Raw genomic sequence first — 21569 nt, 5'->3', positions numbered from 1 at the left:
ATTTTTTTATGATTCATTTATAGTAGTGTTGTTAGCATTATTAAACTCATGATGATCATTAGACCATCTTCTATAATAGTTACGGTGCTCATTGGTAAATTAAAAACAGCTCCCAGACAGGCGCACTGAATTTTCTTTTTGTTCAGGACAGATTGCAGTACACCAATGATGCTGATACTCATGATAATAAATGTCAGCGCATTGGTTAAGAACGGATTAAAATTGATTACATACGAAATCCCTAAACCGAGTTCGAGAAAAGCATATACATATCCCCAAGCCGGGATTTTTTTCGCCAGCACATCGTACATCTGATAACTTTCTGCAAAACCTTTTAAGTTCAGCATTTTGAAAAATGAAAAAACCAAAAAGAATCCGGCCATAAAATGGCGCATGGCCTGCATGAAATCAAACTCAGAATTGGTAAGCTGAATCAATCCTGTAACCAGACTGATGTAAAAGAATATCAGTACAATTGGTTTGTAGGTCTCCAGCCAGGATTTTGTTTCTTCGGCAATTTCATTATGGTGGATTGCTGAAATCTTATATTTACTGTCGAGTACATTTTGCAATTCATTGAGGCCAACATGTTGGCTCATCGTTACGGTTGCGCTGTTTTTTTCTTTCGAAACTTCCACTGCGGTTACATGCGCTGCGGATTGAAGTGCTTTTTTTACTTTATCCTCGCAGCTGGTGCAGGTCATTCCGGTAATCTGATAGGTATGTGTCATTGTTTTTATCTTTAAAATAGTACAATGCAAATTTCCGAAGCAATAGTGGCTTCGTGTTGTATAATTTTGAGAATGATTTGTAATATTTATAAAAAACAATAACCGCAAAGGGCGCAAAGTTTTTGTATCTGCCGGGTTTTAGAAAAACGCAACGTTCGCAAAAGCCTTTGTGTTTTTAGCGGTAAAAAAATTACAAATTCTCGATCTGAATACGCTTTTTATTTTTCAGCTGTTTAAAATAAGTGGGTGTAAAACCGGTAATTTTCTTGAACTGATTGCTCAGGTGTGCCACATTACTGTAGTTTAAAATGTCGGCGATTTCACTTAACGAAAATTCATTGTAAATCAGTAATTCTTTTACCTTTTCTATTTTCTGACTGATGAAATACTTTTCGATAGTGATACTTTCTGTTTCAGAAAACAAATTACTCAGCGTGTTATAATCCTGATGTAGGTTTTCGGACAGATAATCAGACAAATTGATTTTCAGTTCATTGTTTTTATGATGCACCAAATCGATAATCAGCGTCTTTATCTTCTCGATTGTCTTGCTTTTTTTGTCATCGAGCAGATCGAAGCCTAAAGAATGAAGGCTTTGAAGTAAATCTCTTTTCTGATTTTCTGTAAGTTCCTCTTGTAATTCCACTTCACCCAGTTCAACAGCAATAGTGTGAAGTCCGAGCTTTTCAAACTGAGACTTCACTACCATTTTACATCTGCTGCATACCATGTTCTTGATATAGAGCGTCTTCACTTATTTGATCGTTTCTACCACATTTCCGCACGTAAGCATTGAAGCACCGTAATACGGATTTTTAACTGCTTTTTCTTTGCTTAACCAGTTTGCATCGGCCATTGGGCAATATTGATAGTAAACGGTTTCGGCAGGATTGGAAGCTTTGATAAGCTCGTAAGTACTTTTAGATAGTGATTTAAAAGTCTCACGTTGTTTTTTAAGATCCTGAGTGGATGAAATAGATTTAGCATCGGCAGTCATTTTTTTCATGACTTTCATCCAGACATTGTGTTCTGCGGTTTTCAGTTTATCCATTTTTACAGTACCGATTGCAGTTAAAAGGTCTTTGGCTTTTGTCGAAGTTGTTTTTGCGTCACTTTTGATTAGAGCATCTTTCATTGCGAAATACTCATCAAAAACAGGTTGCAGTTTAGAGTCCTGAATTTCTTCTGTTGTAATTTGTGCTTTTAGTTCTTTCGCTGAAATTGTATTTACGGATAATACTATTGTAATTGCTGCTAATACAGCTGTTATTGCGTTTTTCATTTTTGTATGTTTTTTAAAAAGGATTTTTTTAAGTTTCCTTTAAATTAGTTTTTTATTCAATTTTAATGTTCCTCAGAATGGCAAAGGAAAACAAGCACGACAACTGTTCTCTTTGCATGGAATTTTAGCCGGTAAAGGATGCCGAAAAAGCACAATTATGGCTGTTAGAAATAGAATTATTTTATTTTAGGGGGTAACCAGATAGAAGCGAAACCATCAGAAATATTGGCTTCATTGTAATAGGAAACAGACTTTTCCATCGAAAAATTGAAAAGCATACTTTGGAAATCAAAATCATTTAAAGCCGGGATACTTAGCTGTAGCGAAGAGGTTGTACAATTCGTATGATTGCATTTTCCGTCGCAGTCGTGTTTCTCTTTTTTAGGAGTTTCATTTTTCGTGCAACAGTCTTTTGTGCAGCAGCCTTTTTCCTTTTTCGTAACAGTAATTTCTTTTTTGTGAGAACTTTTGCCGGTATTATTGGTACATGCAAAACCGGAAACCGGAATCAGAAAGAAACCAATAGTGAGGAAGAAAAATAATATGACGGCTTTTTTAGTCAATGAAATTCATTTGATGTGACAAATTTAAATAAAAATATTCAGGTGAGCGCTATTTTAAGATTTCAATAACTAAAGCTTCTTAAAATCGGTAGGTTTCATATTCTTTCTTTTCTTAAAATAATTGGACAAATGGCTTTCATCCGTAAAACCGAATTCATAAGCAATCTGTTTCACCGGCAATTGATTGTTCTGAAAACGTTTTTCGATCAGGGTTGTTCTCAGATTATGGATATAATCACGGTAACTGATCGAAAAAGTCCTTTTAAAATAAGCGCTGAAATAGGTTTGGGCAATATTAAAATGGGCTGCAATTACTTTAATCTGAACGAGTTTAGGCTGATAAATATTCTGATGGATGTAAGAAGTAATCTGCTCATTGTCTATAGAATTTCCTTTCACCACAAGATTCAGTCCGCGCATGGTTTCTTTGATCAGTCCAAAAAGGGAAAGGATCTGATAAAATACAATCGGGGAATTGGAAACATCGGTTTTGCAATTGTAGGCAGAAATATTGTCAATTGTGTTTTTTAAAATCGTTTTGCAGGGGTCATCAAATTTTAAAACCGTTTCTTTTAGCGTTTTATCCCGCATAAAACTTTCGGGTGTGTGGACTAAAAATTCATCACAGGTAAGGTTTTGTTTCGAATTGAAATAATTATCCGTGAACTTAATGTAGAAAAAACGTGTGCTTTTTTTAATATCAAAATAGTGTTCGTCATCCGGCGAAATCACAAATAAATCACCCGCTTTATAAGGCAGCAGGTTATTGTTTAAATGATGGATTCCGTTTCCTTTTTTGATGTAAATAATTTCATAATAGGTATGTGTATGGAGAGGAAGATGAAATTTCTCATCTTCAAATTCATCTATTAAAAGCGTTTCAAATTGATTTAATTTCGGCATAACTTAAATGTACAAGTTTATATCGCAAATATACAACTATTTCCTTGCAAAGCTGACGTAAATTTGCCTCATAGAAAATCTATTCCTTTCTTGTAAAAAACAAATGAAAAAAAGTCTTATTGCGCTGTCATTGGGTGGTTTAACTATCGGAATTACCGAATTTGTTATGATGGGCCTTTTGCCTGATATTGCTTCAGATATGAAAGTTACGATTCCTGTTGCCGGATATTTAATTTCGGCTTACGCATTGGGAGTCGTAATTGGAGCACCTTTATTAGTAATTCTGGGCAGAAATTTTGCTCCCAAAAAAATGCTTTTAATTTTGGCTTTGATGTTAACGGTTTTTAATGCCCTGTCGATCATTGCCCCTAACTATAATTTTTTATTCGTTTCGAGATTCTTTTCCGGACTGCCACACGGGGCTTTCTTTGGAGTGGGAGCAGTTGTGGCAAGCCGTTTGGCGGATAAAGGAAAAGAAGCGCAGGCGATTGCGATTATGTTTTCCGGTTTGACACTGGCGAATCTGATCGGTGTGCCAATCGGAACCTATATCGGGCACCATTTTATCTGGCGTTATACTTTTATACTGATTGCTATTGTGGGGCTGCTTACCTTTTTGTTTATCTATTTATGGATGCCAAATCTGGAAAGAAATCAAAATGTAAATATGAGAACGCAATTAAAATTTTTCCAGCAAATTGATGCGTGGCTCATTATCGGAATCACGGCAATTGGTTTTGGCGGATTGTTTGCCTGGATCAGTTATATCGCTCCGCTTTTGATCAATGTCTCTAAGTTTTCCCCGGAAGATGTTTCGTATATTTTAATTCTGGCCGGTTTCGGAATGGTGGTAGGGAATTTTCTGGGTGGTAAACTGGCGGATAAATTTTCTCCGGCACCCACTACATTAGCACTGCTTTTTGTGATGTCCATCGATTTAATTTTAGTTTACTTTTTCTCCTACAATCAATATGCTTCTTTGTTCTTCACGTTTTTAACCGGAGCTATTTCATTCTCTGTTATTGCACCAATTCAAATGCTGATGATTCGTACTGCGAAAGATGCAGAAATGATTGCTTCGGCTTCCCTGCAGGGAAGTTTTAATATCGGAAATGCCTTAGGTGCTTTCCTTGGCGGTTTGCCGCTTATAGCAGGCTACAGCTATGCTTCTCCGAACCTTATTGGTGTGGGAATGTCAATTATCGGGATGGTGATTACTATTGTGCTGATACAAAGAAGAAGTAGTGCCGTAGAACTACAGGAAGCAGAAGCGGTTTAATTTTCTTTTCAATACATAAGTTTAGAATTTATTATCTAACATAAAAGAAGGGTGACAATTACTATATTGTCACCCTTCTTTATATTATCCTTTAAATAATTAAGTGTTACCAGCCTTTTACAGCACCGCCTTTGAATTCTTTTTCGGCCACTTTTGCTACTTCGTCAGATTGAAATGCTTTTAGGAATTTTAAAATCCTTGGGTCTTTTTTATTGTCTTCTCTTGAAACTACCAAATTTACATAAGGAGAATCTTTATCTTCAACAAACAAAGCATCTCTGGAGGGTACCAGTCCTGCCTGTGAGGAGAAAGTGTTGTTGATAATGGCGATCGTTACATTTTGATCGTCTAAGGTTCTTGGAATCTGCGGAGCTTCCAATTCTAAAATTTTAAGATTCTTTGGGTTTTCTGTGATGTCGGTTACTTTTGGTAAAAGACCTACGTTATCTCTCAGTTTTAAAATGCCATTTTTTTGAAGCAGTAATAAGGAACGCCCGCCATTTGTGGGGTCATTTGGAATTACAATGGTGCTTTCCGGTTTTAGTTCGGCCAGCGTTTTTATTTTTCTGGAATATGCTGCAATCGGATAAATGAAAGTCTTACCTATAATCGCTAGTTTGTATCCTCTTTGTTTTGACTGTGCGTCCAGATAAGGTTTGTGCTGGAAAGCATTAGCGTCAATATCGCCCTGATTTAAGGCTTCGTTAGGAACTACATAATCATTGAAGGTAATTAATTCCACTTCCAGGCCGTATTTTTCTTTGGCTACTTTTTGAGCTGCCTGAGCGACTGTAAATTCGGGTCCTGCCGCAACTCCGACCTTTATGAAATTTGGATCGTTTTTTTTGTCCTTTCCACAATTAGACAACAAAAGAGTGACAAACAGAATTCCTGCCAGTATCGAAAATTTATTTTTTGTATTCATGTTTTTATTTTAAAATTAAAGCTGAGTTTTTATCTGTGATCAAAATATTTAGAAAGTCTGTCGCCTGCAAATTGAATAATAAATACAAGGGCGACTAGTAAAATCAAAACCGTATTCATAATTGCTGCATCGTAACCAATATAACCATACTGATATCCTATTTGTCCAAGTCCGCCGGCACCTACAGCACCACCCATTGCTGAATAGCCGACAAGTGTGATCAGCGTAATTGAAGCTGCATTGATAAGAGAAGGAAGGGCTTCCGGCAATAGTACTTTGTATACAATTTGAAAAGGGGTTGCACCCAGGGCTCTTGCGGCTTCAATAAGTCCCGAAGGAAGGCTTAGTAAACTGTTTTCTACCAGTCTTGCAATAAAAGGAGCTGCCCCAATGCTTAAAGGTACTAATGCAGCACTAACACCAATAGAAGTTCCGACCAAAGTTCTGGTGAATGGAATCATCCATACAATTAAAATGATAAAAGGAATCGACCTGAAAATGTTTACGATTACCGATAGAACGCGGTTGAATACCACGTGCTCTAAAATCTGGCCTTTGCGGGTAAGAAATAATAAAATTCCCGATGGAAGTCCTAGTAAAAAACCGAAGAATCCGGCCAGGAATGTCATTACAATTGTTTCTAATGTTCCTTGTACTAGTAATGTTATAATGGATTCAGACATAGCCTAATATTTCTGTTTTTACGTGTTTTTCTTTAAAAAATTGAATTGCTTCTTTTTGCTGTATTTCATTACCGGACAATTCGACAATCAGGATTCCAAAATTGGTTTCACCGGCATATGCGGTTTGTGCCGTTATAATATTGGCGTTCACGCCAAACCGAATGGCAGCCTGAGTCAGAATAGGCTCGTTTACCGAATTCCCGTTCAGCTCTAATCGCAAAAGAGGATGCAAGCCTTCTTTGTAAACTGCTTCCAGACGTTCCTGGTACACATCCGGAATATCAATATGTAAAGAAGAAGCGATAAATTCACGTGTTAATTCATGTTGCGGATTGGCAAATATTTCGCCGACGGTTCCCTGTTCGATTAGTTTTCCGTTGCTAATGACGGCAACTTCGTCACAAATTGCCTTAACGACCTCCATTTGATGGGTGATCAGCAGTATTGTGATGTTGAGACGTTTGTTGATGTCTTTCAACAGATTTAAAATTGACCTTGTAGTTCCGGGATCCAGCGCGCTGGTCGCTTCGTCACACAAAAGTACTTTAGGATTATTGGCTAAAGTTCTTGCAATAGCGACACGCTGTTTTTGCCCACCGGAGAGAATGGCAGGATAATCATTGACTTTTTCAGTTAGTCCGACAAGTTCTAATAGTTCCTGTACACGTTCTTTAATGATGCTTTTAGAAACGCCGGCCAATTCTAAGGAAAACGCGACATTCTCAAAAACAGTTCTGGAGGATAAAAGATTGAAATGCTGAAAAATCATTCCGATTTGTCTTCTTTCCTGTGCCAGTTGTGAGTTGCTTAAGAGCAGCAATGACTTTCCGTCCACGATTACCTCGCCCGAAGTTGGTTTCTCCAGTAAATTAATGCAGCGGATCAAAGTGCTTTTTCCGGCTCCGGAAGTACCGATAACGCCGAAAATTTTTCCGGGAGGTACATGAAGTGAAACATCCTGCAACGCATTAATTTCCCGGCCTGTTTTATAAAAGGTTTTTGTAATATTCTTTAATTCTATCATATTTTGTTATTTGCAATCCATTGAAAGCTAAAGAAGAAAAAAGGTTCTTCTCAATTTTGGTGCAAATGTAAGTGATATTTATTTTATAATCAAATCTATCGGCTAAGTCGAATATTGATAAAATGTTAAATTTTCAATCAAATGTCTGATTTTTATTTTATGAAGGCATGGATTTGAATTGCTAATTGATTAAATGCTCAGTTTTTGGTCTCGGACTCAGTCTCAGTTTTTAGTAGCTGTAAACTGAGACTGTAAACTTATTCAATTTCCAAATCAAACTTCTGCAGTAAACCGGCGAGTGCAGTATGGGACACTTTTGTTCTCTTAATTTTATTTTCGGAAGGGTCAAAAGCATAATTTCTGGACGTTCGGAAATCGGTTTTTTCTAAAATACAATCGACAAAAGTCGCATTCGAAAGATCGCAATTTTTAAAAACGGCCAGTGATAAATCCGTGTTGGAGAAATCAACCTCTTTAAGGGAGCAATCTATAAAGTATGTTTTCTTTAATTTTTTATAAATGAAAGTAGAATAATCTAGCATGCAATCCTGGAAATTCATTGAAAATAAAAAACTGTTACTGGCACTAAAGTCGAGTCCCATTAATTTACAGCCGGTAAAACTGATATTTTTCAGTCCGGTATTTTTAAGTACTGCCAATGAAAGATTGCAATTTTTAAAAGTGCAGTCTAAAAAATCTATAGAACTGAAATCACTTTTCGAAAAGTTGCAATTGATAAACTCACAATTAATAAATTCATTATCGGATAGTTTTTGATCTGAAAAATCAGTAGTGTCAAAGGTTTTGTTTTGATGCAGTGCGGCTTCCATAAATAAAGGCTGGGATTGAAAAGGGGGTGAATAACTATTCTAATTCGATACAGTCGAAAACCGGATTTTTGAGGACTAATTCTGTTATTTCGGTTTCACTGTCAATTCTTAGAATGTTATCGCAATCCTCAAGGTCAAAATTCCATTGAGCATCGGCCAATAATTCGTTAAGCAATTCGGAGGCTAATTTTAATTTCGATTTTGTATCAACAGATGTTTTAAAAACATAAACCATAATTCGCTTTTTTTTACCCTGCAAATTTCTGTAAATAACAGCCATTACGATAGGATTTCGTAATCAATAATTAGGACTTATCAATCAATTTTCGATATTGAATAGGTGTGATGCCTTCGTGTTTTTTAAAAAAACGGCTAAAGTAAGAATGATCTTCATGGCCTACCTGCATTGCTATTTCACTTACAGAAAGTGTCGTCTGGAACAGCAGGTATTTGGCTTCCAGTAAAATGGTTTCTTCAATCCATTTGTTGGCGGACTTACCCGTAGTAGATTTTACTGATTTGTTTAAATGGTTTGGTGTAATGTTGAGCTGGTCCGCATAGTAGTTTACCTGATGGTTTGTTTTAATACCTTCGTAAATCAGTTCCCTGAATCGCGCAGAAATAACATGAGATGCCGCTGTATTTTTAGAGGTTTTAATGGCGTTAATGTTCATTTCACAGAACAAAGCCATCAGATAAGATTGTATGAGGTCTAAATTGACGGTTTCTGCTTTCAGATATTCAGCTTCGAGACGGTTTAGCAAATTGGTGACAAAAGGAAAGTCTTTTTCAGGAACGCTAATTTTTGGATTGCCCCGGATTTTCAGGAAATCAAAATCATGGAGCGTTTCACGGTTGCCGTATTTGCTGATCAGAATATCGGGATGTAACTGACAGATATAACCCTGGTAATTACTGTTAATATCCTCAATTGAGAAAATCTGGCCGGCCGGAACCACAATAATTTCACTGGGTAATGTCTTATACTCCTCAAATCCAAGTTTGATAATGTGTATGCCTGAAGTGATAAAGAGCAGGGTATGACAAACATGTTTGGAAGGTGGAACAGGATACTGAAGCTGCATGATTTCTTCCAGTTTCAGGCAAAAAAAATGATCCGAATTCGATTTGAAAAGCTGTTGTAGAGGGTTTTCTGATCCAAGAAATTTTTCCCGAAATCCCTTTAATTCATATGTTTTTACTTTTTCGGCCGTTTTCATTTTCATTAATTTAATAATACAATCTAAAATCGAGTAGTTTGCAAAGATTGTAATGTTTCTGGAATAATTCTTCTACAACTTCAGTAAGATCATCATTGTCCTGGTATAAAGCAAAAAAGGCCTTATCGATTGTGCTGCAGCTGGCTATTTTATTATAGGAAGAACCATAACCCGAAATGGCGCGTGCTCCGGTTATGTCTAAAAAATATTGTGCTTCATCGTTTGTTAAGTCCAGGATTTTTTTGTTGGCAAAATGAATCACCTTTCCTTTCATTTTTCCCTCAAAAAGTTCCGCGATCTCCTGAAGGCTGTAATAATAATCATGCAGGCAGATATTGCTCGCTTCTCCGGGCATCACAAGATAGATAATTTCATAATCCTTAAAATTATGGTCTTCATAAAGCAGTACATTAAGGCTTTCTTCTAATCCCTCAATGGTATCGCAGGTTTTGTAGATGCTGGCAATGCCCTGACCTATTGCTATTTCTTCCAGATTTTTAACTACGTCAGTAGTAAGGATTGTGTCTACGTCAGGAACACCTTCAAGGCAGAAAATAAATTTATCATTATCCATACAATTGTATTTACCGGTTTTTCTAGGAGTGCCAATAAGATCACTTTCAATGTGACAAATGTATTTTTTATTGGATAAAAACTGTTACAGGATGTAAATTTTAACGCATTTTTTTTAGATCATTTAACGATGTCAGCCGGATAAGCAGCAAAAGGCAATTCAACCGATCATTGAAAATGGCTGTATGTCGGGATAAATATTTAATAGTAACTGAATTTCTTCAGTCGTATGAAGTATTGATAGGGATATAAAAGTAGAAATCTCAGTTTTCAGTTACAGTGTTCATCCCCAAATGAAACCGTAACTGAGACTGAGATTTTTTATATCTTAGTACACTATGAAGTGTATACTTTAATTATTTTCTTTCCGCAATTGCCAATGAAATCGCATTATTGCTGTCGGAAATCACAAACTTTTGCCACCATTTTTGTTCTGTTTTCGGTAACACGTCATTAATTAGAAGTTCACTAGTTCTTTTGTGCCCGCAGGCTGCGCAAAAGGAAGCTTTGGAAGTTCTGTAAGGCTTGCTGCAATTTTCGCAAGGCGGGCCGTATAGTTCAATTCTATGATGCATAATCGCATTCGGTTCCGTTTCTTCAAAACCCGACAGTTCTTTGTAATAGTCAAGCAGTGCCTTAAAACGCTCTTGCCTTGTCATGTTACATTTTCCTGTTTCAAAACCCTGGCGATAAAGTTTAGACGCAATCAAATGTTCCTCCTCGTTCAACATCGGGATTTCCATTTTACAACGCCAGCACCAAAGATTTTCCATAGTTTGATTTTTTACTTGTCCAACTTATGTTATGTTTTGTTTTTTATGACACGCGGTCTTTTATTTTGCTAATTTCAGTTATTTTGTTGGTAATTCCTTACGGTTTTCCACATTTGAATACAAAAATCGTTTTTATTATTAAAAAAAAAACGAGTAGAAATACCTGTTTTTGAAAAATAACTGAAAAAAATAAAGGCAAAAAAAAAAGATCAGTTAGTACTAATCTATTATTTAATTGTTTACTATAAAATTTTATAAGCGTTCCTGACCTGGGAAATATGAAGACAGATAACTTGCTGATAATAAGGTCAGTTAATTTCAGATCTTATATACTTTCTGGTATCTGACCGATAAAGTTGAGGTTGTAATAAGGTTAGGTTCTTAAAATTTTTCCCATCGCTTTTCCTTTTGCCAGTTCATCAATCAGTTTATCTAAGTAACGAATCTTTTGCATGAGTTTATCTTCGATATCTTCTACACGATACCCACAAATTATGCCGGTAATTTTTGAAGTATGCTCATTCATTTGCGGTGCTTCTGCAAAAAAAGTTTCGAAATCGGTTTTGTTATCGATTAGTTTTTGCAATGCCGTTGGGCTGTAACCTGTCAGCCAGTAAATTATCGAATCTACTTCTTCCTTTGTACGGCCTTTTTTCTCCGCTTTGGTAATATAGTGCGGATAGACACTGGCAAATGATGTTGTAAATATTCTGTGCTTTTCCATCGTTTCTTTAATAGCGTTTTTCGGTGAAATCTAATCGAAAGGTTCCCAAAGCTGAATTTTGTTTCCCTCCATATCAATTATATGAATAAACTTTCCGTAGTCATAAGTTTCTATCTGGTCCACAATGGTCACGCCTTCTTTTTTTAATTCGGCAACCAGCGCTTCAAGATCGGCAACCCTGTAATTGATCATGAAGTCTTTTGCTGAAGGTTCAAAATATTTGGTAGCCTCAGGAAACGGGCTCCATTGTGTGGAACCTTTTTTGGCAGAATCTGTTGCTTCTGTCCATTCGAATGTGGCTCCGTAATCATTGGTGTCTAAGCCCAGATGGGTTTTGTACCAGTCTCTCATTTTTTCAGGGTCGTTACATTTGAAAAAAATGCCCCCAATACCTGTTACTTTTTTCATTTTTCAGCTTTTTATTTTTTAAAAATTAAATTCAGGCGAAACAAAAATGAGAATATGTTGGAATGCGTTAAATTGATTTTGATCGCTAAGCTAAATTAATAATTTTTAGACTAAATATTCCCGAAATTTAATTTTGCGCAAATTCCCCCGAATTTTCGAAATCAGATGTATTTGTCTGGCAGATGGTCTTCACTGCTTTTTTAGGGTAATCGAAAGATTTTTATAACCATTTTTTTCGCTTGAAATATATAAACGGTAAGATGGCAGACAGCAGCATGGCAAGTAATATAAGAGGATACCCATAGGCCGTTTTCAATTCAGGCATTTGTTCGAAGTTCATTCCGTACACTCCCGCAATAAGAGTCGGAAGGGAAATACAAACGGTAACAACCGTAAGCATCTTAAAAATATGGTTCTGCTCCAGATCAATTTTGTTGGAGATATTCTCTTTTAAATCGTCAAGACGGTCAAAATTGAATTGGATGTAATCAGAAATGGCAACAAGATCATTTAATTCCGATTTTATATTTTCTTTCAGGTCCATTTGTTGTTCCCAGTTGCTTTTCATGTATAATCGAAAAACTCTGGTGGTTTCAATAAGGGATTCTTTTATAAGGGAGTTTCCGAAATTGTATTCCGTAATGGTGTCCATTTCTCTTTTAGAAAAGTTTTTTTCAATTAGAATGGCATTGGTAAGCGTTTTTATTCTCCTGCTCAGATTTTCGGTTATATCAGCAAAATAGTCGGAAATAAATTCGAATTGAAACTTTAAGACCGCTTTTGTGTCTTCTCTTTCCTTTAAGGCACTGAATCTGTCGGAATAAATTTTATTGAGAAAATTATCCAGTCGCGAGCTGCAGAACAAAAACAAACCCGCTTGTGTTATGATGATAAACAGCGGTTCTTCGATAATTTTGTTTGCTGTGTCATAATAGGGAATCGAAAAGTGAAAGGAGACCTGTTTTGCATTTTCCAGAAAATGCGAACTAATTTCAAAATCTTCATAATTCTTCATGATAGAAAAATCAAGATTCAGATTTTCTTTGAGCCAGTTTATTTCAGAATCCCTATAGTCAATAAATTGCATGACATGGAAATCCAGATTTAAGATGGAAAGCTCTTCAATAGTTTGTGCTTTGACTATTTGTTTGTTTTTTAATAAAATCTCGATCATAGTTTTCGCTTTAAAGTAAGGCTTATAGATAAATCTTTGTTAATGCAGTCTCCATACTTAGCTGATTTACTAATGTACAATAAATTTTTGGCAGGTTGTAAAACAAGTTATGTGAGATGTCTGATCAAATCTGTAAACTATAAAAAGAGGTTGGTCTGTAAACTATGACCGATAACGTGTTTATTTTTCCGGTTCTAAATTATCAACAGCTGAGATCTGATCCAGTATATTGGTTTGGTTGGGCGAAATGTAGTTTTTTGTTTCGGCCGGAGTTTCTTTCTTAAAAAGCATATCCAATGCATTGTATAGTCTTAATAAAACATCTCTGTCTTCTTTTTCAATCTCCAAAGCGGTATTGAAATTAAAAACATAATTATTCGAATTGCGTACTTCTACTTTTATCGTTTTTGATGTGATTTTAAATTTGACTATATCCATATTGTTTGTAAATTACTTTAATGAGATTACAAAGTTATTGTATTATAATTAATTTATATAAAATAGATTTCCCGAAAATTTGGAATAACTGTCGATATTTATTTTGAAATTGTCACCGTGTGATTTTTTCAAACGGAACAGAATTATTTTACTGTTTTCCTTATGGACATGAAAAAACAACTTTATATCGGCAAATCACCCCGTAAAAACACCTGATTTTGAGAAGTCCGGGAAACGAAAAGGCATAAAAAAAGCGGATCAGTTTATACTAATCCGCTCGTTTTGAATAATTTCCTGTTTGTAGCGAGGACGGGAGTTGAACCCGTGACCTCAGGGTTATGAATCCTGCGCTCTAACCAACTGAGCTACCTCGCCAAGACTGCTATCAGGAATGAGTTCCTCATTGCGGGTGCAAATATAAAAATTATATTAAAGCGAACAAGCATAAATCGAAGAAAAAAAAATATTTTTAAAAACGCATTGTTTTCGGACATATATTCTTATATTTCGAAAAAATTAAAAGTAGCACATGGATCCAAAAATACGTTACGAAATCGAGTTTCCCATAAATTCATCGCCTCAATTATTATATCAATATATTTCAACTCCGTCGGGTTTATCAGAATGGTTCGCTGATAATGTAAACTCAAGAGGGGAATTTTTCACTTTTATTTGGAATGACTCGCAGGAAAAAGCGCGTCTGGCTTCTAAAAAAACCGGTGAAAAAGTGAAGTTTAAATGGGTGGATGAAAGCAGTAAGGATACGGAATACTTTTTTGAACTTCATATTTTAGTCGATGAACTGACTAAAGATGTGTCATTAATGGTTGTCGATTTTGCTGAAAAAGAAGAAGTTGGCGAAGCTAAACAATTGTGGGAGAATCAGATCTCAGACCTGAAACATCTTATAGGATCTGTTTAGTAAAAGTCTATTTTATGCCTTATATTTGCCCTGAACAAAATTCAGGGTTTTTTTATGATCAATTTTAACGGAAACATAGTAGGGCAGGAAGAGAATATATTAACTCAGAATCGTGCTTTTTTGTATGGAGATGGTGTTTTTGAAACGCTAAAAATAATCAACAGCAAAATATTGTTTCTTGAAGATCACTATTTTAGGCTAATGGCTTCCATGCGTGTGGTCCGAATGGAAATTCCAATGAATTTTACCATGGAATACTTTGAAGAACAGGTTTTAAAAGTGGTTGCCGAAAATGGATTGTCGGCCTCGGCAAGAGCAAGAATCACCGTTTTTAGAAATGATGGTGGATTATATTTGCCGAAAACAAATGAGGTTTCCTTTTTAATTCACACAACCGGACTTGAGAATACGTCATACGTCTTAAATACAGCTCATTATGAAGTCGATTTGTACAAAGATTTCTATGTGACCAAACAACTATTATCGTCCATTAAAACGACTAATAAACTGATTAATGTTACCGGAAGCATTTTTGCGCACGAAAATGGTCTGGACAATTGTATTTTAGTTAATGATACTAAAAATGTTGTTGAGGTTTTACAGGGGAATCTATTTATGGTGATGGGCAAAAAATTAATTACCCCTCCAATTTCAGAAGGTTGTCTGAACGGGGTTATGCGTAAGCAGGTTTTGGCACTTGCTAAGAAAATAGAAGGCATAGAAGTGACTGAAGAAATAATTTCGCCTTTTGATCTTCAAAAAGCAGACGAATTATTTCTGACAAATGTAATCACAGGGATACAACCGATAAGCAAATATCGAAAAAAAGAGTTTACAAACAGTCTGGCTCATTTATTAGTACAGAAACTGAATGAATCTATATCTGAAAATTAATTCAGATATGGATTCTCAGGTGCATTTGACCAAATAAGATAATCTCCGCCCAGCTCAATTATTTGTTCTTTCCAAAAATGAGTGGTGGATTTTCCGATAATTTTGTTTTTGTAATTATTATCGGCAATGATCCAGGAGTTTCCCTGCATTTCACTTTCAAGCTGATTTTCATCCCAACCCGTATATCCTAAGAAAAAACGAATATTATTTTTGTTAATAGATCCGTCGTTAATAAGGTCTTTGGTTGATTCGAAATCACCTCCCCAATAAATTCCGTTAGAAATCTCGACACTATTCGGGATTAATTCCGGGATATTGTGAATGAAATAAAGATTGTCCTGTTCTACAGGGCCTCCGTTATATATCTTAAAGCTGGCATCAATTTCCGGAATTAAGTCATTAATAGTATACTTTAATGGCTTGTTTATGATAAATCCTATTGATCCTTCTTTGTTATGGTCTGCTAATAAAATTACCGATCTGTTAAAAGATAAATCTCCAATTATTGAAGGCTCGGCAATAAGCAGGTGTCCTTTTTTTAATTTTTCTGAAATCATACGGCTACAATTTTTATTAAATTTAATCATAAAATTTTTAAAAACCCAAATAAAATCGTTAAACCGCACAAAAAAACCCTCCATGAGGAGGGTTTTAATTATATTATAAGTTTAGAGAACTTTCTTACTTAGTTCACTGCACCTTCTAATTCAGCGCCAGCTTTAAATTTCACTACATTTTTAGCAGCGATTTTTATAGTTTTTCCAGTTTGTGGATTTCTACCATCTCTTGCAGCTCTAGCAGATACTGACCAAGATCCGAAACCTACTAATGAAATTCTTCCTCCTTTTTTCAAAGTTGTCCCTACATTACCTAAAAAAGACTCTAAAGCTAATTTAGCCGCAGCTTTTGTGATTCCTGCATCAGCAGCGATAGCATCGATTAATTCTGATTTGTTCATAATTATTAGTTATTAATTGTTGGTTAAAAAAAAAATTGTTAATACACAAATTTAGTAGGAAATCCGTTCCTTGCAAGTGTTTTCTTTAAATTTAGTAAAAATTGTTAATAACTTGCTTTTTTTGTTCATAAAGCGTGATATTTATAAGTAAAAACAGGTAAAAACCCCCGTTTTATTGACCTTAATAGACCTTCGCTGTTTCCGAAAAAGTAATGCCGTTTAGCAATTCTGCAACCTGCATTCTCTTTTTTCCGGGTAATTGTAAACTCAAAAGCTGAACAAAGCCATTTGCTATTGCAATTTTGATTTCCTTTTTACTGCTGATCAGGCTTCCGGTTTCATAAGAATGGGCTTCTTCAGTCAGTTTTGCCTCATATATTTTAATGCTTAATTCTTCGTTTTTGTCTTTTAGAAAACACCAAGAAGCCGGGTATGGACTTAATCCGCGGATGAGATTGTTTATTTCCGCTCCGGATTTTGTCCAGTCAATTTTGCAGTTTTCCTTATTGAGTTTATATGCTGTTTTTATTTCGGCATCTTCTTCCTGAATTGTTGTAACCACATTTCCTTTTTCAATAACCTGCAAAGTATCAATTACGGTCTGACTTCCTAAATGCATCAATCGGTCATGCAATTGTCCGGCGTTTTCTGCTGGTTCAATGGCAATCTCCGAATTTAGGATCATCGCTCCGGTGTCTATTTTATCATCTATGAAAAAAGTAGTCACACCGGTTTTAGTTTCGCCATTAATGATAGCCCAGTTAATGGGTGCCGCACCACGATAATTGGGTAATAAAGAAGCATGAAGATTGAAGGTGCCCAAAGCCGGCATTTCCCATACTACTTTTGGCAGCATTCTGAAGGCAACCACAATTTGTAAATTGGCATTTAATGCTTTAAGTTCCTCCAGGAAACTTTCATCTTTAAGATTTGTGGGTTGCAATAAAGTCAGGTTGTTGACCAACGCATACTCTTTTACAGCTGAATATTTTATTTTTTGCCCGCGTCCTGCAGGTTTATCTGCTGCTGTGATAACGCCCACAACATCGTAATTGTTTTTGATAATGGTATCCAGTATGCCAACGGCAAATTCGGGAGTTCCCATAAATATAATTCTTAATTTTTCCATTATGATTTTAAAGTGTATGTATTGTTGGATTGGATGGTGATATAATTGTTTTCCAGTAATTCCTGAAGGGCCAGAATAACATCATTAGTGTCCAGTTTTATCTGACTCTGAATTTCTCTTGAAGTCAATGAGGCTGATTTTAATAAAGAAAGAATCTTATCGGCTATCGAATCCGCATCGGTTATTTTACCTTTTTTAGTGATACAGTAGGAGCAGACCCCGCAATTGGATTCTGTTTTTTCCCCGAAATAATCCAGAATGAGTCTGTTTTTACAGGTTTGGTCTTCTTTTATGTAATGAAGAACAGAGGAAAGCTGGTCTTTTTTCAGTTGATTTTGCCTTTCCAGATATTTAGAAACTCTGTTTATCGTAAGATTGTCTTCCCTAACTTCATTAAATAATATAGTAGCGTCATTGCTTTTGGATTTGTATTCTATGATTTCTTTTTCTCTTAATTTTTCTAAAACAGCGGTCACCTGTTCTTCGGTATGGTTTGATTTTTTGGCAATTAAGGAAAGATTAAAAGGAACTTTCATTTCATAAATTCCGGGATACGTTCTTACTATTGCCAGAATAATTTCTTCATCACCTGAATTCAGGCTCATGTAGCGGATTACTTCTTTTGATTCGATTAAAAATTGCATGGTAATATTTTCGGAGAATTCCCGGGACATGGTAATAATCCCCTGCTGATTTAAAAACTGTAAAGCATTATAGGTTTTTAAGGTCGGGAAGTCGTATTTCTGGCAAAAATGATTCAGTTTAAAAGAAAATGAATCGTCAAGACCTTCTCCGTAAGCAATCTGAAAATAATTGCAGAGCTTTACATAAATGGTATTCAGGAATTTTTTATCGGGCAAAACACTTAAAAACTGCTGCTCTGTTTGATTGATGTCTGAGGAACTGGTTAGTAGAACGGCAAATGATTTTCCGCCATTTCGTCCTGCTCTTCCGGATTCCTGATAGTAATTTTCGATGTTTTCAGGAAGCTGGGTATGAATAACTGTTTTTACATTATCCTTGTCAATTCCCATTCCGAAAGCATTGGTGGCTACTATAACCTGCGCCTGTTCCGACATCCACAATTGCATGTTCTTGTCTTTTTCCTTAGAAGAAAGTCCGCCATGATAATATGTTGCCCTAAAGCCTAACGACTGTAATTGTGTCGAGATATTCAGGCAGGATTTTCTGTTTCGGACATAGATGATAGAAGGCTGTGGGTTTTTCTTCAGAATTTGCTCCACACGGTAGAGTTTGTCTTCGACATTAAAAACCATGTACGCTATATTTTCTCTCGCAAAAGACTGTTGAAAAAATTTAGTATCTTTTAGTGCGAGTTCTTTTTTGATGTCTTCAATAACCCTTGGAGTGGCTGTAGCGGTCAGGGCCAGAAAGGGGATTTTAGGAAAGAATTTTTTAATTTCGGAAATTTTCAGATAAGCGGGACGAAAATCATGTCCCCATTGCGAAACACAATGTGCTTCATCAATGGCAATTAAATTGATGGGTAAATTTTTAATGCGTTCCAGAATCCAGTCTGATTGCAGTCTTTCGGGTGACAGATATAAAAATTTATAATTTCCGTACTGGCAATTGTCGAGGAGGTCAATAATTTCTTCGGTGTGAATTCCTCCTGTAAGTGCAATGGCTTTAATTTCCCTCTTCTGCAAATTCGCCACCTGGTCTTTCATCAGTGCGATCAAAGGGGAGACTACCAGGCAGATTCCTTCCTGCATCATGGCCGGAACCTGAAAACAAATCGATTTCCCGCCGCCGGTTGGCAGCAAAGCAAAAGTATCGTGACCCTCCAGAACCGAATCAATAATTTCTTTTTGAAGTGGTCTGAAACTGTCGTGTTTCCAGTATTTTAAAAGAATTTCCTGTGCTTCGGGCATGGGTCCTGTTTTAAAGTTAAAAAATTTAGAAAGCAGTTTTCTAGTTTTGCAACTTTAAAACAAGCCTAAATTTTATCTAAGATATAAAGAATTCTATTGTCTACGGTATCTTTGGGTACTTCTATTAAGTCGTAACCGTATTTTTTATACGTTTCAACAAGGTGATTCTGAATCGTGACTGCCTGCTCAAAATTCTCATAACGCTCCGTGTCGCTTTCATAAATTTCTTCCCAGGGCGGTAAAATAAAAATTTTAGAATATTTGATGTCTTCACAGGCTTTTGTAAAATGTGCCGGATATTCATCACCAATATAATCCATATAAGCTACAACATCAGGAATGCCGCGATCTATAAAAACCACATTGTCCGGTTCTTCAAGAGCGTCCTCGTATTGTTTGATGCGTCCCTGAAGCAGCATTTCGCTAAACAGTAAAGGCTGTTCCAAAAACAACTGATCGATGCCGCGTTGTTGTGCCTCGAGTGTAACTTGTCTTGAAATTTCAGGATAACAGCAATAGCCACGAGCTACCAATTCGTTAATAAGAGTAGATTTTCCCGTTCCCGGGCCACCAATGAGAACTATGATTTGTTTTTGCACTTTCTTAAAATAAAGCGCAAATTTACCTAAAGTTATTCGTAATTAAAAAGAATATTTATCAGAAACGGATGATTTCGTAATTTTATAATTCAACAGCATGAATTTATTCGTTTCTAAAAGTGCTTAAAAGGGCTGCTTTCTATTCCTGATTTTAATTTTTCTTTACTTACAAAACAAATATTTCCCGGAGCCCGCCATTTTTTTCTCTGAAGGAATAATGATGTGTGACTCGAATTTTTTGCCTTGCAGAACATCATTCACAAAATCCAAAACAGATTGCTGTCCCTGATGAAAAAGATAGCCGGAAAATTCATGTCCGCCGCCGCAAAAAGTAATCAGTTCAATGTCTTTATGCAGGTCTTTCATATGATTGTAAACGGCATAAGAACCAAAAAGAATCAGCCAGCCCGAAGCGTTTGTGGGGCAGGAGCGATGTGAACCTGCAGCATACGGAACAGTGGCGTCATTGCTTCCGTGGGCGAGTAACATTGGTATCGCTTTTCTTTTGTAATCAGATTAATATCAATAATAGCGCCCGAACCTCCGATAAAACCTTTGTATCGGAAATTTTCCGGCAGATTGCTTTTGTATAAATTCATCAGTTTGTAATCCCAGTAGACCGCTTGAAAGCCAATTTCGGCACCGGCGCTGATTCCGGAAATAAAGATTTTAGAAGTATCCAGATTGTATTTTCCGGCATTTTCAATCAGATAAGAAGTTGCCTGCCACATGTCGCTAACGCCAATCTGAATCGCTTTTATCTTTTCGGTCAAAGTGCCTTTGCAGCCAAAATCTTTTCCTTTCATGTATAAACTGTACGAAATGCTCGCCACGGCATAACCATTTTTGGCCATAAACAGTCCGAATTCTTTTTCGCTTATGCGTTCACCGCCGGAGAATCCGCCGCCAAAAGCAAAAAGGATCAACGGAATTTTTTCATTACTTGTCTGCTCAGGCAAATACAAATCTAAATCGAGTTTCAGGGTATCATTCTGAAAATAGGTTACTGTTTTAATGTCCTGCGCCTGAATGTTATTGACTATAAGTGTGATAAAAAATAAAAGGATTTTTTTCATAGGGCTGTTTTTTAATCTCGCAAAGGTTGCGGAGTCGAAAAAGTTACAGTAGGAAAACTCAGGAAAAACTTTGCGTCCCCGCAACTTTTCGTGCAAATTAATAAGGAATGTTTTTCTCAAATATAAGATGAAATTTTACAATGAAATAAAGTTACAAAGCTTTTTTCTTTGCACCTTTGCGTCTTTGTAACTCTGAACCTTTTTCGAAATAAAAAAATCTAAAAATCTAAACTCAAAACCGTATATTTGCCTTTATTTTTAATTACGAATGGAGAACGATAAAGAAAAAAGTACCGCCGAATTTTACGAAAGATTAAAGGTTGAGTTAGATAATTCAAATACCTGGCCAGCAGAATATTTGTATAAATTTATAATGCCTTCAGTAGGCGATAATGTTGAGCGCGTTGAAAAAGCTTTTGACAGTATGGGGGCGGTTATTAAAACAACAAAATCTAAAACCGGTAAATTTACCAGCGTTTCTGTAGATGTTACGATGAACAGTGCCGATGAGGTGATTGCTAAATACAAAGAAGTTTCTACAATAGAAGGGATAGTTTCATTATAAC

Annotated in this window: 28 protein-coding genes and 1 tRNA gene; 4 read left to right on the top strand and 25 right to left on the bottom strand. The window is 36.0% G+C overall.

What is annotated here, in order from left to right:
• Positions 1-17: 17 nt before the first annotated feature.
• From D0817_RS18685 to D0817_RS18665, 5 genes are all read right to left on the bottom strand, one after another.
• A complete protein-coding gene (locus D0817_RS18685) occupies positions 18-731 on the bottom strand; it encodes a heavy-metal-associated domain-containing protein (RefSeq protein ID WP_127339875.1) in 714 nt (237 codons plus the stop codon).
• A 190-nt stretch (positions 732-921) separates the two neighbouring features.
• Positions 922-1440, bottom strand: coding sequence for a helix-turn-helix domain-containing protein (locus D0817_RS18680; protein ID WP_127339874.1), 519 nt, complete (start codon positions 1438-1440; stop codon positions 922-924).
• A gap of 45 nt (positions 1441-1485) precedes the next feature.
• Entirely contained in the window at positions 1486-2013 is a 528-nt protein-coding gene (locus D0817_RS18675; RefSeq protein ID WP_127339873.1) for a DUF3347 domain-containing protein, read from the bottom strand.
• 176 nt (positions 2014-2189) lie between these two features.
• A complete protein-coding gene (locus D0817_RS18670; protein ID WP_127339872.1) occupies positions 2190-2576 on the bottom strand; it encodes a hypothetical protein in 387 nt (128 codons plus the stop codon).
• 69 nt (positions 2577-2645) lie between these two features.
• Complete coding sequence (locus D0817_RS18665) at positions 2646-3479, bottom strand: AraC family transcriptional regulator (RefSeq protein ID WP_127339871.1); 834 nt, start codon at positions 3477-3479, stop codon at positions 2646-2648.
• Between the two features lie 103 nt (positions 3480-3582).
• Here D0817_RS18665 and D0817_RS18660 point away from each other — a divergent pair, with 103 nt between their 5' ends.
• Entirely contained in the window at positions 3583-4758 is a 1176-nt protein-coding gene (locus tag D0817_RS18660; protein ID WP_127339870.1) for an MFS transporter, read from the top strand.
• A gap of 106 nt (positions 4759-4864) precedes the next feature.
• Here the strand turns inward: D0817_RS18660 and metQ are convergent, their stop codons facing one another.
• The 13 genes from metQ to D0817_RS18595 all read right to left on the bottom strand — a co-directional run bounded on the left by metQ (position 4865) and on the right by D0817_RS18595 (position 13905).
• Positions 4865-5683: a methionine ABC transporter substrate-binding lipoprotein MetQ gene (gene metQ / locus D0817_RS18655; protein ID WP_127339869.1), complete on the bottom strand. Its 819-nt coding sequence runs from the start codon at positions 5681-5683 to the stop codon at positions 4865-4867.
• A gap of 29 nt (positions 5684-5712) precedes the next feature.
• Positions 5713-6366: a methionine ABC transporter permease MetI gene (gene metI, locus D0817_RS18650; RefSeq protein ID WP_127339868.1), complete on the bottom strand. Its 654-nt coding sequence runs from the start codon at positions 6364-6366 to the stop codon at positions 5713-5715.
• Positions 6359-7390: a methionine ABC transporter ATP-binding protein MetN gene (gene metN, locus D0817_RS18645; RefSeq protein WP_127339867.1), complete on the bottom strand. Its 1032-nt coding sequence runs from the start codon at positions 7388-7390 to the stop codon at positions 6359-6361. The genes metI and metN overlap by 8 nt, the downstream gene beginning before the upstream one ends.
• Before the next feature lie 257 nt (positions 7391-7647).
• Positions 7648-8220 carry a pentapeptide repeat-containing protein gene (locus D0817_RS18640; RefSeq protein WP_127339866.1) on the bottom strand — a complete coding sequence of 191 codons (573 nt, stop codon included), beginning with the start codon at positions 8218-8220 and terminating at the stop codon, positions 7648-7650.
• Positions 8221-8254: 34 nt separating this feature from the next.
• Positions 8255-8500, bottom strand: coding sequence for a hypothetical protein (locus D0817_RS18635; RefSeq protein ID WP_238160911.1), 246 nt, complete (start codon positions 8498-8500; stop codon positions 8255-8257).
• Between the two features lie 25 nt (positions 8501-8525).
• Complete coding sequence (locus tag D0817_RS18630) at positions 8526-9440, bottom strand: helix-turn-helix domain-containing protein (protein WP_238160910.1); 915 nt, start codon at positions 9438-9440, stop codon at positions 8526-8528.
• 10 nt (positions 9441-9450) lie between these two features.
• Positions 9451-10014 (bottom strand): DUF6642 family protein, encoded by a 564-nt coding sequence (locus D0817_RS18625; RefSeq protein ID WP_127339864.1) that lies wholly within the window; start codon positions 10012-10014, stop codon positions 9451-9453.
• A gap of 355 nt (positions 10015-10369) precedes the next feature.
• Entirely contained in the window at positions 10370-10786 is a 417-nt protein-coding gene (locus D0817_RS18620; protein ID WP_202866492.1) for a hypothetical protein, read from the bottom strand.
• A 373-nt stretch (positions 10787-11159) separates the two neighbouring features.
• Positions 11160-11510 carry a DUF2200 domain-containing protein gene (locus D0817_RS18615; RefSeq protein WP_127339863.1) on the bottom strand — a complete coding sequence of 117 codons (351 nt, stop codon included), beginning with the start codon at positions 11508-11510 and terminating at the stop codon, positions 11160-11162.
• A 30-nt stretch (positions 11511-11540) separates the two neighbouring features.
• Positions 11541-11918 carry a VOC family protein gene (locus D0817_RS18610; protein WP_127339862.1) on the bottom strand — a complete coding sequence of 126 codons (378 nt, stop codon included), beginning with the start codon at positions 11916-11918 and terminating at the stop codon, positions 11541-11543.
• A gap of 220 nt (positions 11919-12138) precedes the next feature.
• On the bottom strand, positions 12139-13092 hold the full coding sequence (locus D0817_RS18605) for a CorA family divalent cation transporter (RefSeq protein ID WP_127339861.1): 954 nt from the start codon (positions 13090-13092) through the stop codon (positions 12139-12141).
• A gap of 180 nt (positions 13093-13272) precedes the next feature.
• Positions 13273-13530: a hypothetical protein gene (locus D0817_RS18600; protein ID WP_127339860.1), complete on the bottom strand. Its 258-nt coding sequence runs from the start codon at positions 13528-13530 to the stop codon at positions 13273-13275.
• 301 nt (positions 13531-13831) lie between these two features.
• Positions 13832-13905: transfer RNA gene (locus D0817_RS18595), tRNA-Met, on the bottom strand.
• Positions 13906-14059: 154 nt separating this feature from the next.
• Here D0817_RS18595 and D0817_RS18590 point away from each other — a divergent pair.
• On the top strand, positions 14060-14452 hold the full coding sequence (locus D0817_RS18590; RefSeq protein ID WP_026984135.1) for an START-like domain-containing protein: 393 nt from the start codon (positions 14060-14062) through the stop codon (positions 14450-14452).
• Between the two features lie 54 nt (positions 14453-14506).
• Positions 14507-15346 carry an aminotransferase class IV gene (locus D0817_RS18585; protein ID WP_127339859.1) on the top strand — a complete coding sequence of 280 codons (840 nt, stop codon included), beginning with the start codon at positions 14507-14509 and terminating at the stop codon, positions 15344-15346.
• Here D0817_RS18585 and D0817_RS18580 read toward each other — a convergent pair.
• The 7 genes from D0817_RS18580 to D0817_RS18555 all read right to left on the bottom strand — a co-directional run bounded on the left by D0817_RS18580 (position 15343) and on the right by D0817_RS18555 (position 21003).
• Positions 15343-15903: a YqgE/AlgH family protein gene (locus D0817_RS18580; protein ID WP_127339858.1), complete on the bottom strand. Its 561-nt coding sequence runs from the start codon at positions 15901-15903 to the stop codon at positions 15343-15345. The genes D0817_RS18585 and D0817_RS18580 overlap by 4 nt on opposite strands.
• A 128-nt stretch (positions 15904-16031) precedes the next feature.
• Positions 16032-16304 (bottom strand): HU family DNA-binding protein, encoded by a 273-nt coding sequence (locus D0817_RS18575; protein ID WP_012022249.1) that lies wholly within the window; start codon positions 16302-16304, stop codon positions 16032-16034.
• Between the two features lie 181 nt (positions 16305-16485).
• A complete protein-coding gene (gene fmt / locus D0817_RS18570; protein ID WP_127339857.1) occupies positions 16486-17433 on the bottom strand; it encodes a methionyl-tRNA formyltransferase in 948 nt (315 codons plus the stop codon).
• Positions 17433-19328, bottom strand: coding sequence for a RecQ family ATP-dependent DNA helicase (locus D0817_RS18565; protein ID WP_127339856.1), 1896 nt, complete (start codon positions 19326-19328; stop codon positions 17433-17435). Before D0817_RS18565 ends, fmt begins: the two co-directional genes overlap by 1 nt.
• Positions 19329-19393: 65 nt before the next feature.
• Positions 19394-19927, bottom strand: coding sequence for an AAA family ATPase (locus D0817_RS18560; protein WP_127339855.1), 534 nt, complete (start codon positions 19925-19927; stop codon positions 19394-19396).
• A 162-nt stretch (positions 19928-20089) separates the two neighbouring features.
• Entirely contained in the window at positions 20090-20416 is a 327-nt protein-coding gene (locus D0817_RS26275) for an alpha/beta hydrolase family protein (RefSeq protein ID WP_238160909.1), read from the bottom strand.
• Positions 20326-21003 (bottom strand): alpha/beta hydrolase fold domain-containing protein, encoded by a 678-nt coding sequence (locus D0817_RS18555; protein ID WP_238160908.1) that lies wholly within the window; start codon positions 21001-21003, stop codon positions 20326-20328. The genes D0817_RS26275 and D0817_RS18555 overlap by 91 nt, the downstream gene beginning before the upstream one ends.
• 268 nt (positions 21004-21271) lie before the next feature.
• Between D0817_RS18555 and D0817_RS18550 the strand changes: the two genes are divergently transcribed.
• On the top strand, positions 21272-21568 hold the full coding sequence (locus D0817_RS18550) for a DUF493 family protein (protein WP_127339854.1): 297 nt from the start codon (positions 21272-21274) through the stop codon (positions 21566-21568).
• Position 21569 lies beyond the last annotated feature (1 nt).

It is taken from the genome of Flavobacterium cupreum, from assembly GCF_003996965.1.
GTDB classification, from domain to species: Bacteria; Bacteroidota; Bacteroidia; order Flavobacteriales; family Flavobacteriaceae; genus Flavobacterium; species Flavobacterium cupreum.
This window is presented reverse-complemented; position numbering and strand designations above follow the sequence as displayed.

Coding starts and splice junctions, on each gene's coding strand:
- metQ (WP_127339869.1), bottom strand. CDS start 5,683: ATGAATACAAAAAATAAATTTTCGATACTGGCAGGAATTCTGTTTGTC.
- D0817_RS18620 (WP_202866492.1), bottom strand. CDS start 10,786: ATGGAAAATCTTTGGTGCTGGCGTTGTAAAATGGAAATCCCGATGTTG.
- D0817_RS18575 (WP_012022249.1), bottom strand. CDS start 16,304: ATGAACAAATCAGAATTAATCGATGCTATCGCTGCTGATGCAGGAATC.
- fmt (WP_127339857.1), bottom strand. CDS start 17,433: ATGGAAAAATTAAGAATTATATTTATGGGAACTCCCGAATTTGCCGTT.
- D0817_RS18685 (WP_127339875.1), bottom strand. CDS start 731: ATGACACATACCTATCAGATTACCGGAATGACCTGCACCAGCTGCGAG.
- D0817_RS18600 (WP_127339860.1), bottom strand. CDS start 13,530: ATGGATATAGTCAAATTTAAAATCACATCAAAAACGATAAAAGTAGAA.
- metN (WP_127339867.1), bottom strand. CDS start 7,390: ATGATAGAATTAAAGAATATTACAAAAACCTTTTATAAAACAGGCCGG.
- D0817_RS18610 (WP_127339862.1), bottom strand. CDS start 11,918: ATGAAAAAAGTAACAGGTATTGGGGGCATTTTTTTCAAATGTAACGAC.
- D0817_RS18635 (WP_238160911.1), bottom strand. CDS start 8,500: ATGGCTGTTATTTACAGAAATTTGCAGGGTAAAAAAAAGCGAATTATG.
- D0817_RS18590 (WP_026984135.1), top strand. CDS start 14,060: ATGGATCCAAAAATACGTTACGAAATCGAGTTTCCCATAAATTCATCG.
- D0817_RS18630 (WP_238160910.1), bottom strand. CDS start 9,440: ATGAAAACGGCCGAAAAAGTAAAAACATATGAATTAAAGGGATTTCGG.
- metI (WP_127339868.1), bottom strand. CDS start 6,366: ATGTCTGAATCCATTATAACATTACTAGTACAAGGAACATTAGAAACA.
- D0817_RS26275 (WP_238160909.1), bottom strand. CDS start 20,416: ATGTTACTCGCCCACGGAAGCAATGACGCCACTGTTCCGTATGCTGCA.
- D0817_RS18680 (WP_127339874.1), bottom strand. CDS start 1,440: ATGGTAGTGAAGTCTCAGTTTGAAAAGCTCGGACTTCACACTATTGCT.
- D0817_RS18580 (WP_127339858.1), bottom strand. CDS start 15,903: ATGATTTCAGAAAAATTAAAAAAAGGACACCTGCTTATTGCCGAGCCT.
- D0817_RS18615 (WP_127339863.1), bottom strand. CDS start 11,510: ATGGAAAAGCACAGAATATTTACAACATCATTTGCCAGTGTCTATCCG.
- D0817_RS18555 (WP_238160908.1), bottom strand. CDS start 21,003: ATGAAAAAAATCCTTTTATTTTTTATCACACTTATAGTCAATAACATT.
- D0817_RS18550 (WP_127339854.1), top strand. CDS start 21,272: ATGGAGAACGATAAAGAAAAAAGTACCGCCGAATTTTACGAAAGATTA.
- D0817_RS18660 (WP_127339870.1), top strand. CDS start 3,583: ATGAAAAAAAGTCTTATTGCGCTGTCATTGGGTGGTTTAACTATCGGA.
- D0817_RS18565 (WP_127339856.1), bottom strand. CDS start 19,328: ATGCCCGAAGCACAGGAAATTCTTTTAAAATACTGGAAACACGACAGT.
- D0817_RS18640 (WP_127339866.1), bottom strand. CDS start 8,220: ATGGAAGCCGCACTGCATCAAAACAAAACCTTTGACACTACTGATTTT.
- D0817_RS18605 (WP_127339861.1), bottom strand. CDS start 13,092: ATGATCGAGATTTTATTAAAAAACAAACAAATAGTCAAAGCACAAACT.
- D0817_RS18675 (WP_127339873.1), bottom strand. CDS start 2,013: ATGAAAAACGCAATAACAGCTGTATTAGCAGCAATTACAATAGTATTA.
- D0817_RS18585 (WP_127339859.1), top strand. CDS start 14,507: ATGATCAATTTTAACGGAAACATAGTAGGGCAGGAAGAGAATATATTA.
- D0817_RS18625 (WP_127339864.1), bottom strand. CDS start 10,014: ATGGATAATGATAAATTTATTTTCTGCCTTGAAGGTGTTCCTGACGTA.
- D0817_RS18665 (WP_127339871.1), bottom strand. CDS start 3,479: ATGCCGAAATTAAATCAATTTGAAACGCTTTTAATAGATGAATTTGAA.